At 70.7% G+C, this 16,005-nt stretch carries 13 protein-coding genes and 1 tRNA gene; 9 read left to right on the forward strand and 5 right to left on the reverse strand.

Annotated features, from left to right (window positions below):
* Positions 1–43 precede the first annotated feature (43 nt).
* The 6 genes from ASG05_RS07440 to pstB all read left to right on the forward strand — a co-directional run bounded on the left by ASG05_RS07440 (position 44) and on the right by pstB (position 7,503).
* Complete coding sequence (locus tag ASG05_RS07440) at positions 44–2,215, forward strand: RNA degradosome polyphosphate kinase (protein ID WP_056259469.1); 2,172 nt, start codon at positions 44–46, stop codon at positions 2,213–2,215.
* A complete protein-coding gene (locus ASG05_RS07445) occupies positions 2,212–3,153 on the forward strand; it encodes an NUDIX hydrolase (protein ID WP_056259471.1) in 942 nt (313 codons plus the stop codon). The genes ASG05_RS07440 and ASG05_RS07445 overlap by 4 nt, the downstream gene beginning before the upstream one ends.
* A gap of 226 nt (positions 3,154–3,379) precedes the next feature.
* Positions 3,380–4,480 carry a phosphate ABC transporter substrate-binding protein PstS gene (locus ASG05_RS07450; RefSeq protein ID WP_369814046.1) on the forward strand — a complete coding sequence of 367 codons (1,101 nt, stop codon included), beginning with the start codon at positions 3,380–3,382 and terminating at the stop codon, positions 4,478–4,480.
* Between the two features lie 122 nt (positions 4,481–4,602).
* A complete protein-coding gene (gene pstC, locus ASG05_RS07455; protein WP_056259473.1) occupies positions 4,603–5,565 on the forward strand; it encodes a phosphate ABC transporter permease subunit PstC in 963 nt (320 codons plus the stop codon).
* Positions 5,565–6,659: a phosphate ABC transporter permease PstA gene (pstA, locus tag ASG05_RS07460; protein ID WP_056259474.1), complete on the forward strand. Its 1,095-nt coding sequence runs from the start codon at positions 5,565–5,567 to the stop codon at positions 6,657–6,659. The genes pstC and pstA overlap by 1 nt, the downstream gene beginning before the upstream one ends.
* A gap of 64 nt (positions 6,660–6,723) precedes the next feature.
* On the forward strand, positions 6,724–7,503 hold the full coding sequence (gene pstB / locus ASG05_RS07465; protein ID WP_056259476.1) for a phosphate ABC transporter ATP-binding protein PstB: 780 nt from the start codon (positions 6,724–6,726) through the stop codon (positions 7,501–7,503).
* Between the two features lie 146 nt (positions 7,504–7,649).
* On the opposite strand, the gene ASG05_RS07470 is transcribed toward pstB, so the two are convergent.
* From ASG05_RS07470 to ASG05_RS07480, 3 genes are all read right to left on the reverse strand, one after another.
* Entirely contained in the window at positions 7,650–8,579 is a 930-nt protein-coding gene (locus ASG05_RS07470) for an anti-sigma factor domain-containing protein (protein ID WP_056259479.1), read from the reverse strand.
* On the reverse strand, positions 8,576–9,172 hold the full coding sequence (locus ASG05_RS07475) for a sigma-70 family RNA polymerase sigma factor (RefSeq protein ID WP_056259481.1): 597 nt from the start codon (positions 9,170–9,172) through the stop codon (positions 8,576–8,578). The genes ASG05_RS07470 and ASG05_RS07475 overlap by 4 nt, the downstream gene beginning before the upstream one ends.
* Before the next feature lie 739 nt (positions 9,173–9,911).
* Complete coding sequence (locus ASG05_RS07480; protein WP_056260710.1) at positions 9,912–10,541, reverse strand: hypothetical protein; 630 nt, start codon at positions 10,539–10,541, stop codon at positions 9,912–9,914.
* A 174-nt stretch (positions 10,542–10,715) separates the two neighbouring features.
* Between ASG05_RS07480 and ASG05_RS07485 the strand changes: the two genes are divergently transcribed.
* Positions 10,716–10,788 (forward strand) — tRNA-Lys (locus ASG05_RS07485).
* Positions 10,789–11,466: 678 nt separating this feature from the next.
* Here ASG05_RS07485 and ASG05_RS07490 read toward each other — a convergent pair.
* Positions 11,467–12,417, reverse strand: coding sequence for an aldose 1-epimerase family protein (locus tag ASG05_RS07490; RefSeq protein WP_056259483.1), 951 nt, complete (start codon positions 12,415–12,417; stop codon positions 11,467–11,469).
* Between the two features lie 44 nt (positions 12,418–12,461).
* Complete coding sequence (locus tag ASG05_RS07495) at positions 12,462–13,367, reverse strand: DeoR/GlpR family DNA-binding transcription regulator (RefSeq protein WP_235491436.1); 906 nt, start codon at positions 13,365–13,367, stop codon at positions 12,462–12,464.
* A 79-nt stretch (positions 13,368–13,446) separates the two neighbouring features.
* Here ASG05_RS07495 and galT point away from each other — a divergent pair, with 79 nt between their 5' ends.
* Positions 13,447–14,550, forward strand: a complete 1,104-nt coding sequence (galT, locus tag ASG05_RS07500; RefSeq protein ID WP_056259484.1) for a galactose-1-phosphate uridylyltransferase — start codon at positions 13,447–13,449, stop codon at positions 14,548–14,550.
* Entirely contained in the window at positions 14,547–15,752 is a 1,206-nt protein-coding gene (galK, locus tag ASG05_RS07505) for a galactokinase (protein ID WP_056259487.1), read from the forward strand. The genes galT and galK overlap by 4 nt, the downstream gene beginning before the upstream one ends.
* Positions 15,753–16,005: the final 253 nt, after the last annotated feature.

Raw genomic sequence — 16,005 nt, forward strand, 5'->3', positions numbered from 1 at the left:
CGGGACGACGCTGCGAGGCCGCCCGGGGTGGCACGATGGTGCGATGGACAGCAGCGAACCCCGCGTCGACGGCGCCGGCGTCACCCCCGACTTCCTCGACGACTTCGACGAGATCGTCAGCTTCGAGGACGGCACGCTGCCCGGCGAGCGCTACCTCGACCGCGAGCTGAGCTGGCTCGCCTTCAACCAGCGCGTGCTCGAACTGGCCGAAGACCCCACCACCCCGCTGCTCGAACGCGCGAACTTCCTCGCGATCTTCGCCAGCAACCTCGACGAGTTCTTCATGGTGCGCGTCGCCGGGCTCAAGCGCCGCATCGCGACCGGGCTCGCCGTGCCGACCAACGTCGGGCGCGGGCCGAACGAGGTGCTGGCCGACATCAACAAGAAGGCCCACGAGTTGCAAGAACGCCACGCCCGGGCGTTCCTCGACCTGGTCAAGCCCGACCTCGACGACGCAGGCATCCACATCGAGAACTGGTCCGACCTCGAAGAGGCCGACCGCGTGCGCATGCGCGAGATCTTCACCGAGCAGATCTTCCCGGTGCTCATGCCCCTGGCCGTCGACCCGGCCCACCCGTTCCCGTACATCTCGGGCCTGTCGCTGAACCTCTCGATCCGGGTGCGCAACCCCAAGACGATGCGGCAGGAGTTCGCGCGCCTCAAAGTGCCGCAGATGCTGCCGCGCTTCGTGCAGCTGCCCGACGACGACAGCGGTCGGGTGCGCTTCATCCCCCTCGAAGACCTGATCGCCAACCACCTGCAAGACCTCTTCCCGGGCATGGAGGTCGTCGAGCACCACGTGTTCCGCGTGACGCGCAACGAAGACGTCGAGGTCGACGAGGACGAGTCCGAGAACCTCATCCAGGCACTCGAGCGCGAGTTGTTGCGCCGCCGCTTCGGTCCGCCGATCCGCCTCGAGATCACCGACGACATGGACCCGGTCACCCTCGAACTGCTCGTCCGCGAGCTCGACGTGACCGATCAAGAGGTCTACAAGCTGCCCGCACCGCTCGACCTGGCCGGCCTGTTCGAGATCACCAAGATGTCGCGACCCGACCTGAAGTACCCCAAGCACCTGCCGACCACGGCCGTGCAGCTGCAGCCGACCGAGCCGAACATGAAGCCCGACATGTTCGCCAGCATCGCCCGGCAAGACATCCTCGTGCACCACCCGTACGAGTCGTTCGCGACCAGCGTCCAGGCCTTCCTCGAGCAGGCGGCGGCCGACCCGAACGTGCTCGCCATCAAGCAGACCCTCTACCGCACCAGTGGTGACTCGCCCATCATCGAGGCCCTCATCGACGCGGCCGAGTCCGGCAAGCAGGTGCTGGCCCTGGTCGAGGTCAAGGCGCGCTTCGACGAGCAGAACAACATCACCTGGGCCCGCAAGCTCGAGAAGGCCGGCGTGCACGTGGTCTACGGGCTGGTCGGGCTCAAGACCCACTGCAAGCTCGCCCTGGTCATCCGTCAGGAGAAGGGCACGCTCAAGCACTACACGCACATCGGCACCGGCAACTACAACCCCAAGACCAGCCGCATCTACGAAGACCTGGGGCTCTTCACCTCCGACGACCAGGTCGGCAAAGACCTGACCCGGCTCTTCAACGAGCTCTCGGGCTACGCCATCGAGAAGAAGTTCAAGCGCCTGCTCGTCGCACCGCGCTACCTGCGCCGTGGTCTGCTGAAACAGATCCAGAACGAGATCGAGAACGTGCAGGCCGGCCGCCCGGCGGGCATCCGCATCAAGATCAACTCGATCGTCGACGAGCAGATCATCGACGCCCTCTACAAGGCGAGCCAGGCCGGCGTGCCGGTCGACGTCTGGGTGCGGGGCATCTGCACGATCAAGCCGGGCGAGCCGGGGCTCAGCGACAACATCCGCGTGCGGTCGATCCTCGGGCGGTACCTCGAGCACAGCCGTCTGTTCTGGTTCGCGAACGACGGCGACCCGCAGGTCTTCATCGGCAGCGCCGACATGATGCACCGCAACCTCGACCGCCGCGTCGAGGCGCTCGTGCGCCTGACGCAGGCCGACCACCTGACCGAGGTGTCCGCGTTGTTCGACCAGGCGATGTCGGACGACACGTCGTCGTGGTGGCTCGAGGCCGACGGCACCTGGACGCGCCACGCCCGCGACGCCGACGGCCGGTCGCTGACCGACCTGCAGAACGCCCAGATGAAGGCCATCACCGTGCGGAAGCGCTCCAAGCGATGACCGTCACCTCGACGACCGTCGTCGCCGCCGGTGCCGTCTGCTGGCGCCTCGTCGACGGCAAGGTGCGGGTGCTGCTCATCCACCGCGACCACCACGGCGACGTCTCGCTGCCCAAGGGCAAGGTCGACCCCGGCGAGGCCACGCCGCAGACCGCCGTCCGCGAGATCCACGAAGAGACCGGCTACCGCGTCACGCTCGGCGCCCCGCTCGGCACGGCCGAGTACCTGCTGCCCGGCGGCCGCGACAAGGTCGTGTACTACTGGTCGGCCGAGGTGACCGACGAGGCCTTCGCCGAGGCCGGGTCGTTCACGGCCAACCACGAGGTGGCCGCCATCGAGTGGGTCGGGCTCGAGAAGGCGAAGGCGATGCTCACCTACGCCCGCGACGCCGACGTGCTGCAGCGCTTCGCCGACCGGGTCACGACCGGCACGGCACGGACCTTCCCGATCGTGGCCCTCCGGCACGCGAAGACGACCTCGCCGTCCGACTGGCACGGTTCGGACGCCACGCGCCCGCTGCTGCCGCAGGGTCGGCGCCAGGCGAGGTCGGTCGCGCCCGTCATCGCGGCGTGGTCTCCCACGCGCATCGTCAGCAGCACGGCCGCTCGATGCCTCGCCACGCTCGAGCCGCTGTCGGCGCTGACCCGCGTCGGCGTGCGCCAGACCGACGCCATCAGCCAGGACGCCTTCGAGCAAGGCACCGACGACGTCGCCGCGGTCGTCAAGAAGCGCCTCAAGAAGAAGGTCGCCGCCGTCATCTGCAGCCACGGGCCCGTGCTGCCCGAGGTCATCCGTCAGATCTCGCTGGGCACCAAGGGGGGCGACCGCATCGACCTGCGCCGTGCCTCGTCGCTCGGCACGGCCGAGTTCACGGTGCTGCACGTCTCGGTCGACGACTCGACGCTGGTCGCGCTCGAGACGCACGGCCCGGCTGCCTGACCCGCGCCTCCTCGGCTCCGCCCGGCACTGCCGACGTCGACCCCCGCCTGCGACAGGCAGGGGTCGACGCCTGTCGGGACGCGCCTGTCTCGGCCGATGTTCCCCCCTCGTTCACCTTCCGTTCACCGGGGCAGGCGACCGTGGTTAACCGTCCGCCGTAGCGTCTCGCACGGGTCGGCACCTGGCCCACAGCACCTAGCCATCACATCCCGAAAAGGACCCCCCTGTGAACTTCAAGCGCACCGGCAGCATCGTCGCGATCGCCGCGGTCGGAACCATGCTCCTCGCGTCCTGCGCCAGCAACGAAGGCGGCGCATCGCCCTCGGGCGACGCCTCGGCCAGCGACCTCTCCGGCACCATCTCGGGCATCGGCGCCTCGTCGCAGCAGGCCGCGCAAGAAGCCTGGGTCGCCGGCTTCCAGACCGCCAACCCCGACGTGACCGTCAACTACGACCCGCAGGGCTCGGGAGGTGGCCGCGAGAGCTTCATCTCGGGCGCCGCCGACTTCGCCGGCTCGGACCGCGCCTTCACGACCGACGAGATCTCGTCGAGCACCTTCGCGGGCTGCACGCCCGACACCGGCATCGTCGAGCTGCCCGCCTACGTCTCGCCCATCGCGGTCGTGTTCAACCTCGACGGCGTCGACGAGCTCAACCTGACGCCCGCCACCCTGGCCGGCATCTTCAGCGGCAAGATCACCACCTGGGACGCCGCCGAGATCAAGGCCGACAACCCCGACGCCGACCTGCCCAGCACGGGCATCACCGCCGTCCACCGCTCGGACGACTCGGGCACCACCGAGAACTTCACCGACTACCTGCACGCGACGGCCGGCGACACCTGGACCGAAGAGGCCGACGGCACGTGGCCCACCGCCTTCGGCGGCGAGGGCGCCTCGGGCACCTCGGGCGTCATCGACGCCGTGACCAACGGCACCGGCACCATCGGCTACGCCGACGCCTCGCGCGCCGGTGACCTCGGCACCGTCAAGGTCAAGGTCGGCGACGACTTCGTCGGCTACTCGGCCGACGCCGCCGCCGCCATCGTCGACGAGTCGCCCGAAGAAGAGGGCCGCACCGACGGCGACATCGCCATCGCGCTCGATCGCACCTCGACCGCGTCCGGGGTCTACCCGATCGTCCTGGTCAGCTACCTGATCGCCTGCGAGTCCTACGAGGACGCCACCAAGGGCGAGCTCGTCAAGTCGTACCTGTCGTACGTGACCAGCGAGGACGGCCAGCAGGTCGCGGCCGACGCCGCCGGCTCGGCCCCGATCTCGAGCACGCTCTCGGGTCAGGTCGCCGACGCCATCGCGCTCATCAAGTAATACGGCACCACCCCGGGGGCCCGGGAACGCACCGCGTGCGTTCCCGGGCCGTCGGCCTGACAGGCATCACGCACCACCGCACCGACCCGAACCCCACCCGAGCCTCCGGAGGACCCCGTCCGATGACCGCCCCCGCCACGACCTCGGCCCCCGCCGTCGTCCCGAAGCCCAAGCGACGTCCCGCCGACCGCATCTTCTCGGGCAGCACGGTCGTCGCGGGCGGTCTCATCCTCGCGATCCTGGCCGCCGTCGCGCTCTTCCTCGTCGTGCAGAGCATCCCGGCGCTGAGCGCCGCCCCCGAGGACGTCTCGCTCTCGGGCTACCCCGGTTCGTTCTGGCAGTACGTGGGCCCGCTGGCCTTCGGAACGGTCTACGCGGCCGCGCTGGCCCTGTTGATGGCCCTGCCGGTCGCCATCGGCATCGCGCTCTTCATCTCGCACTACGCGCCCCGCAAGCTGGCCCAGGGCCTCGGCTACGTGATCGACCTGCTCGCCGCGGTGCCCTCGGTCGTCTTCGGCCTCTGGGGCAGCATCGTGCTCGCGCCGGCGATCCAGCCGTTCTACGACTGGCTCGTGAACACCTTCGGCTGGTTCCCGCTCTTCGCCGGTCCCGTCTCGGGCACCGGGCGCACCCTGCTGACCGCGTCCATCGTGCTCGCGGTGATGATCCTGCCGATCATCACGGCGCTGAGCCGCGAGGTCTTCCTGCAGACGCCCGTGCTGCACGAAGAGGCCGCCCTGGCCCTCGGCGCCACCCGGTGGGAGATGATCCAGATCGCCGTGCTGCCCTTCGGCCGGCCCGGCATCATCTCGTCGGCCATGCTCGGCCTGGGCCGCGCGCTCGGCGAGACCATGGCCGTGGCCCTGGTGCTCTCGCCCGCCCTCGTGATCAACCCAGCGATCCTCACCTCGACGAACTCGTCGACGATCGCGGCGAACATCGCCCTGAGGTTCCCCGAGGCACACGACATCGGCATCAACACCCTGATCGCGACCGGCCTCGTGCTCTTCGTCATCACCCTGATCGTCAACTCGATCGCCCGCTACGTCATCAACCGCCGCAAGGCCTTCTCGGGAGCGAACTGATGGCCACGACCACCGCCGGCGTGAGCCGGACCAACCGATCGGTGAACGCCCTCACGACGGGCCGTCTGCCCAAGGCGGCGCCCCTGGTCATCCTGCTCGGCAGCTGGGTCGTCATGGGCGTCGTCTTCGCCCTCCTGAACGCGGCGGGAGTCACCGCGTCGTTCAACTGGGTCGGGGCGATCATCCTCGGCACCGTCCTCTACGCCGCGCTCGTCTTCGTCGTCGCGATGCAGGTCGAGGGCGTCCGCCGCGCGAAGGACCGCGTCGTCACCACCCTCGTGAGTGCCGCGTTCATCATCGCGCTCGTGCCACTGGTGTCGCTGCTCGTCACCGTCGTGACATCCGGGGCGAACCGCTTCGACGCCGACTTCTTCTCGATGTCGATGCGCAACGTCGTCGGGGCCGGTGGCGGCGGGCTGCACGCCATCACGGGCACCCTGCTCATCACGGCCTTCGCCACGGTCATCTCGGTTCCGATCGGCCTGCTCACGGCGATCTACCTCGTCGAGTACGGGCAGGGGCGCCTCGCCCGGGCGATCACGTTCTTCGTCGACGTCATGACGGGCATCCCGTCGATCGTCGCAGGCCTCTTCGCGTACGCACTCTTCGTGATCTTCTTCGGCGAGGGCGTCCGCATGGGCGCAGCCGGCTCGGTGGCACTGGCCGTCCTGATGATCCCCGTCGTGGTGCGCAGCACCGAGGAGATGCTCAAGCTCGTGCCGAACGAGCTGCGCGAGGCGTCGTACGCGCTGGGCGTGCCGAAGTGGCTGACCATCCTCAAGGTGGTCATCCCGACCTCCGTCGCCGGCATCACCACGGGCGTCATGCTCGCCATCGCCCGCATCATTGGAGAGACCGCTCCCCTGCTGATCACCGCCGGCTTCACGGCGAGCATGAACTACGACCTGTTCGACGGCCGCATGCAGTCGCTGCCCGTCTTCGCGTACAGCTCGTACGTCAGCCAGGGCACCGACGCGGCCGCGTTCATCGACCGGGCCTGGGCGTCGGCGCTCACCCTGATCCTCATGGTGATGGCGCTCAACCTGCTCGCGCGCCTCATCGCCCGCGTCTTCGCGCCCAAGCTCGGCCGCTGACCCGGCCACCCCGACCCTCACCCCGTCCCGGCTCCCGCCCGGCTCCCACCCCGAAGGAATCACCGTGTCCAAGCGCATCGAGGTCAACGACCTCAACGTCTACTACGGCAAGTTCAAGGCCGTCGAAGACGTCAACATCACCATCGAGCCCCGCACGGTCACCGCGTTCATCGGCCCGTCCGGCTGCGGCAAGTCGACCTTCCTGCGCACCCTGAACCGCATGCACGAGGTCATCCCCGGGGCCTACGTCGAGGGCGAGGTGCTGATCGACGGCAACGACCTGTACAGCCCAGGCGTCGACCCGGTGCTCGTCCGCCGCCAGGTCGGCATGGTGTTCCAGCGACCCAACCCGTTCCCGACGATGAGCATCCGCGACAACGTGCTCGCCGGCGTCAAGCTCAACAACCGTCGCATGTCGAAGGGCGACCAGGACGGCCTCGTCGAGAAGTCGCTGCAAGGCGCCAACCTCTGGAACGAGGTCAAGGACCGTCTCGACAAGCCCGGCTCAGGCCTCTCGGGCGGTCAGCAGCAGCGTCTGTGCATCGCCCGCGCCATCGCCGTCTCGCCCGACGTCGTGCTGATGGACGAGCCCTGCTCGGCCCTCGACCCGATCTCGACCCTCGCCATCGAGGACCTCATCGAAGAGCTCAAGCAGCAGTACACGATCGTCATCGTGACCCACAACATGCAGCAGGCCAGCCGCGTCAGCGACAAGACCGCGTTCTTCAACATCGCGGGCACCGGCAAGCCCGGCAAGCTGATCGAGTTCGACGACACCGCCAAGATGTTCTCGAACCCGAGCGTGCAGGCGACGGAAGACTACGTGTCGGGACGCTTCGGCTGATCGGGCACCGCGCCTCCTCGGGGGCGCACGGTCTCGGCACTGGCCGTGGCAGACGAGAAGAGGCGGTCCACCGGGTGGTGGACCGCCTCTTCTCGTGTGCGGTGCGGGCCCGGGGCTGCCGCGTCGCGACTGCCGGGCCCGGCGGGTCAGGCGCTGGGGATCGCGACGACCGGGTCGGTCGTGGGCGACGACGAGCCACCGCTGGGCTCGACCGTGATGCCGATCGTGTCGCCCGGGCTCTTCTCACCCTTGAGCAGGTGCGTGGCCGGAGCACTCGACGAGGCGTCGAAGGTGCCCGCGGGGACGGCGCCGTCCGAGCCGATGTACCAGAGCTCGTAGGTCTGGTCGCCGGGCAGCGACGTCATCCCGTCGACGACGACCGCCGAGCGGCCGAGCTCGTCCGACCAGATCAGGGTCGCCTTGCCGCCGGTGCTGACGTCGGCGACGGAGCGCTGGAAGTCGCTCGCCGCGTAGATCTCGTCGATGCCGGAGGCCTGCTGCTCTTGCTGCTGCCCGGTCTGGCCGAGGCCCTCGACGAGGGCTCCGCCGCCGAAGAACAGTGCGGCGGCCGCAGCGGCGGCCCCGAGGATCGCCACGGGCCGGGCGAACCAGCGACGGTGCGCGGCGCCGGTGGCCGTGAGGACGCGGGCGCCCTCGGACTCGCTCGGCTCCATCTCGGGAGCCGGGGTGCGCTCGACGCGACGCTCGTGGTCGCCGTCACCCGCGCCTCCTGCGGTCGTGGCGCCGTGGTCGGCCGTCGGGGTCGTCGCCGTGAGCGGCGGCAGTTGGGGCGTCGACGCGATGAGGCCGAGGACGCTGGCGCGCAGCTCGGCAGAGGGCGTGACGGGCCGAGCAGCGTGGGCGAGCAACAGTGCTGTCTCTCTCAATTCGGCCACCTCCGTCCTGATGTCGTCGTACTGGTCTGATGTGTCGTCGAGGAGTTCCTCGAACGCGTGTCGTTCGTCGTCGCTGAGTGCGTTGAGCACGTAGGCACCGGACAGGTCGTCGGTGTCGATCTTCGTGGGGCCCGCGTCGTCCGCGTGGCGGCCCCGCGTGGGCTCGTCGTGATCGCTCACGATGCCACTCCCATCTCGTCGCGCAGGCGGATCATGCCGTCGCGCAGTCTGGTCTTGACGGTGCCGATCGGCACGTCGAGGAGTTTCGCGACCTCGCTGTGGCTGAGGCCGCCGTAGTAGGCGAGCTTGACCGCCTGACGTTGCAGTTCGGTGAGGCGCCCGAGGGCCCGCTCGACCCGCTCGTGCTCGATGCGGATCTCGACGGACTCGGTGACCGAGTCGTAGTCGGTCTGGAGGTCGCGGACGCCGATCTTGAGGTCGCGGTCGCGACCGGCCTGGGAGGCGCGGATGCGATCCACGGCGCGGCGGTGCGCCATCGTGAGCATCCAGCTGGCGGCGCTGCCCCGAGCGGTGTCGAAGCGCGTCGCGTTCTGCCAGATCTCGAGGAAGACCTCTTGGGTCACCTCTTCGGACTGGGCGTGGTCCTTGAGGAGTCGCTTGACCAGGCCGAGCACGCGGGGCGCCGTCTGGTCGTACAGCTCGGCGAAGGCGGCTTGATCGCCCTGTGCGACTCGCGGCAGCAGTTCGTCGGGAGTCGACAGGGTGCGCCCGGGCTCGGGTGTCTCTGTCTCTCGGGTCACGAGTTCGAGCATGTCAGGGTTCACCTCCGGTCGCACTGTTCGTGGAGTCGTGGGGCACGATCCGGGGCGGATCGTGAGGTGGTGCTGGTGGTGCGGTGTCGCTGGGTGGTGCGGTGTTCGGGGCTGGTGCGGTGTTCGGGGTGTGAGCGGGACCCCCTGCGATGCGACCGTCTGGGATGGCGTTCAGGCCCGGTGCATCGCAGGGAGACCAGCCCGCCGACGCCCGATGCTTAGGGAGGACGGGAGTCGGCGGGGGATCGTGCATCCTCACGTGAAGGGTTCGGCACCGGGACCCTGGTGGATTGGGCGAACATTCGCGCGGTGCCGGCGGGCGGGCGCAGGGCATGCCGATCCGGGCCACGGATGGGCCACGGATGGACCGCAGGTGGGCCCATGGTGGGCTGCAGGAGGCGCTGGTCACCCCGCGAGGGAGGAGGCGGCCGGGCGGCACGCTTGCTTCTCGACCGAGTGGTGACGACTCGGGAGGAAGAGGGTGCCGGACCGCAGAAACGCCTCTCGGCGCGAGGCCGCTCGAAGCGGCTAAATTTGGAGCCCGGGGTTACTGCGGCCCGACCACAGAGACTTTACCCGCCTCACGCCCGACGGGCCGACGAGTTCGCGTCGTGCGAACGCGGGCCCTGTTCGCGCGTGTCGCTGTGCGTCCGGTCGCGTCGCGCGCCGCGCCGCGCCGCGCCTCCGTCGTCCGTTCTCTCTCGCTCGTGCTCGTGCTCGCGCTCGAGGCGTCGAGCGTTCAGTCGAGGCTGTCGTCGCGCCACAGGTGGGCGCAGGCGACGAGGTCGACGCCGAGCTCGCTGAACCGCAGGGCCCGCCGGGTGAGTTCGCCGGCGCGGTCGGAGCCGACGGCGTCCTGGTCGTCGGCGACCGACGTGGCGCCGGCGGCGGCGAGGCGGCAGAACGCGGCACCCCGCTCGAGGGCGATGGCGAAGTCGCCCACGAACACCCCGCGCAAGATCAGGTCGGCGAGCTCGAGGATCTCTTCGGGGCTGGCCGGTGCCGGTGCGCCCGCGACGACCGGGTCGATCGTCGTGGCGACCTCGACCCCGCGCTCGAAGAGCTGCGTGACCTCGACCGGGTTCTGCCGGATGACGGCGCGCACGAGGTAGATGCGCCAGAGCGCCCCGGGCAGGCTGTGCGGGCTCGCCCGTGCCCACAGCTCGGCGACCGCGTCGATGCCGTGCTGGTCGGTGAACGTGACGAGCCGGTCGAGGATCTCGGGGCTCGGGTCGTGCTTGACGCGGGCGACGAGGGCCGAGGCCGACTCGTGGGCCACGCGGTTCATCGTCGCGGGGTCGTCTCCGCCCTGGAAGGCTTCGAACTCGGACCCCGAGAACTGGGTCGGGCGGTGGAATCGTCTCGGCACCGGACCCACGATAGGCGTGCCCACCGACACGGACCCGGACGTTCGCCCACGGCATGACGCTCGGTGGGCGACGACACCGAGGAGGCGCGGCTCGGCCCGCCCGCGACCACGCCGCCCCTGCGCGGGTCGGCCTGGCGAACACGGGCCGCGGCATCCCGTAAAGTGGACGGGCACGGGCCTCTAGCTCAGTTGGTAGAGCATCGGACTTTTAATCCGCGGGTCGTGGGTTCGAGCCCCACGGGGCCCACCGTTTGCAGTTCCTCCGAGTCGTCGCCTCCGAGACGACGAGGCCCGGACGGGGCGGTAGGGCGGGGCCGACGTCGCACCCGAATGCGGAGGCCCCACCCAGAGAGACCCGGACCCGAATCCTGTCCCCCGATTCCAGACGGTCCCTAGCCGCCTGTTAAGCGGAGACCATACGCCCCCTGCGCGTCGCGCGACAGACATTCTGTCGAGGGCGAGAGAAAGCGCCCTTCCGGTTCGGGTCGGGAAGGGCGCTCGGCCTCCCCGCGACAGGTGTCGGGCATGTCGCGTGGGTGTTCAGGGGTACGTCAGGGCCGGGGGCCCTGGGGAGGCAGCCTTCGACGCTACGCGCCGCGTCCTGGACGCGGACCCAGGGGACGCAAAACGGACAGCCGGCCGGGCGAGAGGGGACGCCCGCCCGAGCATCCCCGAGGTTTCCTCTTGTCTTGGCGTGGGATCGGTTGTAGTTTTTTGGCATCGGCCCGGACCCCGCTGTGATCTGCGGTTCTGTGTGTCCTCAGGCCCGCCGACCACGACGACGGTCACAGTTCACGCTCCGCGCGCGCTGCGACCGCGGGCGAGGACGACACCGGCCCGAAACGGTGTCGCCGGCCGAACGCGGGGCCGGGAGCAACGGCGCTCCCGGGCCCGCACCCTCCCGCGCCGCGCGCCGCGCTTCGGCCTACGAGGCCGTGGTGCCTGCCGCCCGGTACCGCACTCCCCAGCTGCCGGTCCACGTCTCGCCTTCGTCGAGCCAGCGCAGCCCCTCGCCCGAGGCGAGGGCGTTGGCCGGAGCCGTCATCGGCTCGGCGGCGACCGCCAGACCCTTCACCCCGTCACGGGGGAAGTTGCGGGGCGTGAACACCTGCACGTACTCGAACGACGGGTCTTGCCAGAGCTCGGTCGCCGAGCCGTCGGGCGCGGTGAAGGTCGTCGTGCGGACGCCGTCGTCGCCGGGCTCGACGTCGCGGTAGCCCGTGTCGAGGTCGAGGTCGCCCAGGAGCGGCCCGTGCGAGAGGTCGTACGGCGTGCCGACCACGGGCGAGGTGCCGACCGGGATGCTGCTCTCGTCCACCTCGTACCGGGTCGCCGCCGCGAGCGTCACCCTGAGGGTCGCCGGGTCGTGGTCGCCCACCCGGAAGAACGGGTGCGACCCCACGGCGAACGGTGCCCGGCCGACGCCGACGTTGGTGATCGCGTGCGTCACGACCATGCCGTCGGCGACGAGCTCGTGCCGCACGGTCGTGTCGAGCTGGAAGGGCCAGCCGTGCTGCGGGTACACCGTCGCGCCGAGGGTCACCGCGTGCGGCTCGCGCTCGACCACCTGGTAGGCCGTGCACCTCAGCAGCCCGTGACTGGCGTTGCCCTTGGCCGCCTCGGTGAGGTCGAGCTGCTGCTCGTGCCCGTCGAGCGACCAGCGGCCCCCGGCCACGCGGTTCGGCCAGGGCACGAGCGTGATGCCGCACGCCGAGGGCGGCGTCTCGTCCGCGCCGAACGTCTCGGTCAGCGCGACGCCGTCGACGGCCAGGGCACGGATGCCGGCCGCGACCTGCGTCACGATGCCCGTCACGGTGTGACCGTCTCGCTCGAGGGCCAGCTCGTAGTGTTCTCCGGTCGGGTTGCTCGTCGTCATCGCTCCAGTCTCGCTCTCGGGTGCCGGTGGCGTCCGGGTGGGGGTCAGGGACGCGAGGGGGCCGGGTCACAAGGAGGCGCGTCGACCTCGCCCGCGCCTCCTGCGGTCGCGCCTCGCGCGGCCACCACGTCGAGGCCCGCCCGCCGCAGCTCGGCGACGGAGGCGTCGTCGGCGCCGGCCGTGATGAGCGCCTCGAAGGTGTCGAGCGGGCCGATCACGCCGAGGTGGGCCTCGCCGAGCTTGCTGCCGTCGGCGACGATGTACGAGCGGCGGGCCGTCTGGGTCATGAGGCGCTTGAGGTCGGTTTCGGGCAGGTTCACGTTCGTGACGCCGTGGATCGCGTGCACGCCGGTGCAGCCGATGAAGGCCAGGTCGGCGGTGATGCCGGCGAACACGCTCGTCGCCAACGGGTTGACCAGCGAGTGCTGCAACGGCCGCAGCGTGCCGCCCGACACGATCACGGTGAACCGCGGCACGGCCTGTTCGAGCGCCAGCGCGATGGTGAGGCCGTTGGTGACGACGACGACGCCCTCGAGCTCGTGCCGTTCGAGCAGCGCCAACGCGATCTGCGTGGTCGTCGTGCCCACGTCGAGCACCACGCAGTCGCCCGAGCGCACGAGCGAGGCGGCCTCGACCCCGATGGCCCGCTTCGCCTCGGTCGACACCGAGCTCTCTTCTTCGAACGGCCGCTCGGCCGGTCGGTCGACCGACAACGCCCCACCGTGCACGCGCGACAGGAGGCCGTCGGCGGCGAGGCTCTCGAGGTCGGTGCGGATGGTCACCTCGGACAACCGGAACTCTCGCGCCAGCTCGGCGGTGCGGACGAACCCGCGCCGACCGACGAGGTCGGCGATGCGGTCGCGCCGACGCTCGCCCGGCAGTGCCGCGGGCTGTGCCGCCGGCTGGTTCGCGGGCTGTGCCGCCGGGCGAGGGGTCGAGTTGCCGTCCACCCGACTAGTTTCGTATGCTTTCACGTACTTTCGCAACTGCAAGTCGTGGTCGCGAGGGCCCCGAACAGAAGGAGGCGCGATGTCGTCCATCACGAAGCGCGCGACGGTCCTGGCCGACGGTCGCGAACTCATCTACTTCGACGACGCCGACACGACCCTGTCGGCCGAACGACGCGTCGACGCCCGCACGCTCGACCCCCGGCCCGACACGGCGACCATGCGCCAGGACGCCCTCACCGGCGAGTGGGTGTCGATCGCCGCCTCGCGGCAGAACCGCGTGTTCCTGCCGCCCGCCGAGCTCGACCCGCTCGCGCCGGCCAGCGAGACGAACCCGTCCGAGATCCCCGACGTCTACGACGTCGCCGTGTTCGAGAACCGCTCGCCGTCGTTCGGGCCGCTGCTCGAGAGCGACGACGCCCCCGCCGGTCTCGACGACCTCGGTCGCATCGGGCTCGAGCGCACCCTCCGCAGCGTCGGCCGCTGCGAGGTCGTCTGCTTCAGCCCCGAGACCCACGGTTCGTTCGCCGACCTCAGCGAGTCACGCGCCCGCACCGTGGTCGAGGCGTGGGCCGACCGCACGGCGGCCCTGTCGGCCCTGCCCGGCATCCAGCAGGTGTTCCCGTTCGAGAACCGCGGCCAGGCCATCGGCGTCACGCTCCACCACCCGCACGGCCAGATCTACGCGTACCCCTACGTCACGCCGCGCACCACCCGCCTGCTCGACAGCATCGAGACCTACGGCCCGACCCTGTTCGCCGACCTGCTCGACCGTGAGCGCTCGGGCCCCCGGGTCGTCCTCGCCGGCGAGCACTTCACGGCGTTCGTGCCGTTCGCCGCCCGCTGGCCGATCGAGATCCACCTGCTGCCGCACCGCCACGTGCCCGACTTCGCGGCGCTGACCGACGACGAACGCGACGAGCTCGCCGTCATGTACCGGCGCCTCCTGCGCGGCGTCGACGGCCTGTACGACGACCCGACCCCCTACATCGCGGCGTGGCACCAGGCGCCGGTCGGCGTCGGTCGCGACACCGTCCGCCTGATGCTGCAGATCACCTCTCCGCGTCGGGCCGAGAGCAAGTTGAAGTTCCTGGCAGGCTCCGAGGCGGCGATGGGAGCCTGGGTGGGCGACCTCGTCCCCGAGGTGCAAGCCGACCGAATCCGAGAGGCGATCGAGCGATCATGACCGACACCCCCACTCCCGCGCGTTTCACCGACGTCTTCGACACCGAGGTCGTCGGTCGCTGGTCCGCCCCGGGTCGCGTGAACCTGATCGGCGAGCACACCGACTACAACGACGGCTTCGTGCTGCCCTTCGCCATCGACCGACGCACCACCGTGACGGTCGGCCACCGCGACGACCGCCTGCTGCGCGTCGCGTCGTCGTTCGAGGCCGGCGTGCACGAGATCTCGCTCGACGACCTCGACCCGGCCGCGATGTCGGGCTGGTCGGCGTACGCGTTCGGCATCGCCTGGGCTCTCTCCGTGGCGCACGACCGCGCCGACTCGCCCTCGTTCGCCGCTGCCGGGGGCGACCTGTCGACGATCGACCTGTCCGGGGTGCGCGGGCTCGACCTCTTCGTCGAGTCCGAGGTGCCGGTCGGCGCCGGGCTGTCGTCGTCCGCCGCACTCGAGTGCTCGGTGGCCGTGGCGTTCTCCGAGCTCTGGTCGCTCGACATCAACCGCGCGGCCCTCGCCGCGGTGGGGCAGCTCGCCGAGAACGAGGCCGTCGGCGCCCCGACCGGCATCATGGACCAGTCCGCCTCGCTGCTCGGCCGGGCCGATTCCGGGGTGTTCCTCGACTGCCGCAGCCTCGACGCCGACGTCGTCGACCTCGGCTTCGCCGCCGCCGGGCTCGAGGTGCTCGTCGTCGACACCCACGTCGAACACGCCCACGCCACCGGCGGCTACGTCGAGCGCCGCGCCTCGTGCGAGAAGGGCGCCGCCGCACTCGGCGTCGACTCGTTGCGCGACCTCGACGCCGACGACCTCGGTCGTGCCGAAGAGCTGCTCGACGACGAGACGTTCCGCCGCGTCCGTCACGTCGTCACCGAGAACCAGCGGGTGCTCGACACCGTCCGCACCCTCCGCACCGACGGACCTCGTGCGATCGGCCACCTGCTCGACGCCTCGCACGTGTCGATGCGCGACGACTTCGAGATCTCGGTGCCCGAGCTCGACCTCGCCGTCGCCACCGCCCAGGCCACGGGTGCCGTCGGCGCCCGCATGACCGGCGGCGGCTTCGGCGGCTCGGCCATCGCCCTCGTCCCGACCGAGGCCCGCGCCGCCGTCGAGGCCGCGATCTTCGCCGCCTTCGCCGAGGCCGGCCACACCGCGCCGACCGTCTTCACCGTCCACGCCGCCGAGGGCGCCCGCCGCGACGCCTGACGCCTGACGCCTGCGGCCGGGCTGCCGGGCCGGCGGACTGCCGGGCCGGCGGACTGCCGGTCGGCGGACTCCCGGGCCGGCGGCCCGCCGGCCTGTGGAGGCAGCACGGCACCACGAGATGGGCACAGCACCACGTGAAGGCCTGGCGCTGTGCCCATGTTCTGGCGTGGTGGGCACAGCGGCGGCACAGCCCGCCACGAAGTACACACGCCGCCACGTCATCGGGTGGCGGCGCGTTTACCTCGTGGCGGGA

It is taken from the genome of Frigoribacterium sp. Leaf186, assembly GCF_001423905.1.
In the GTDB taxonomy this organism is placed as follows: Bacteria; Actinomycetota; Actinomycetes; order Actinomycetales; family Microbacteriaceae; genus Frigoribacterium.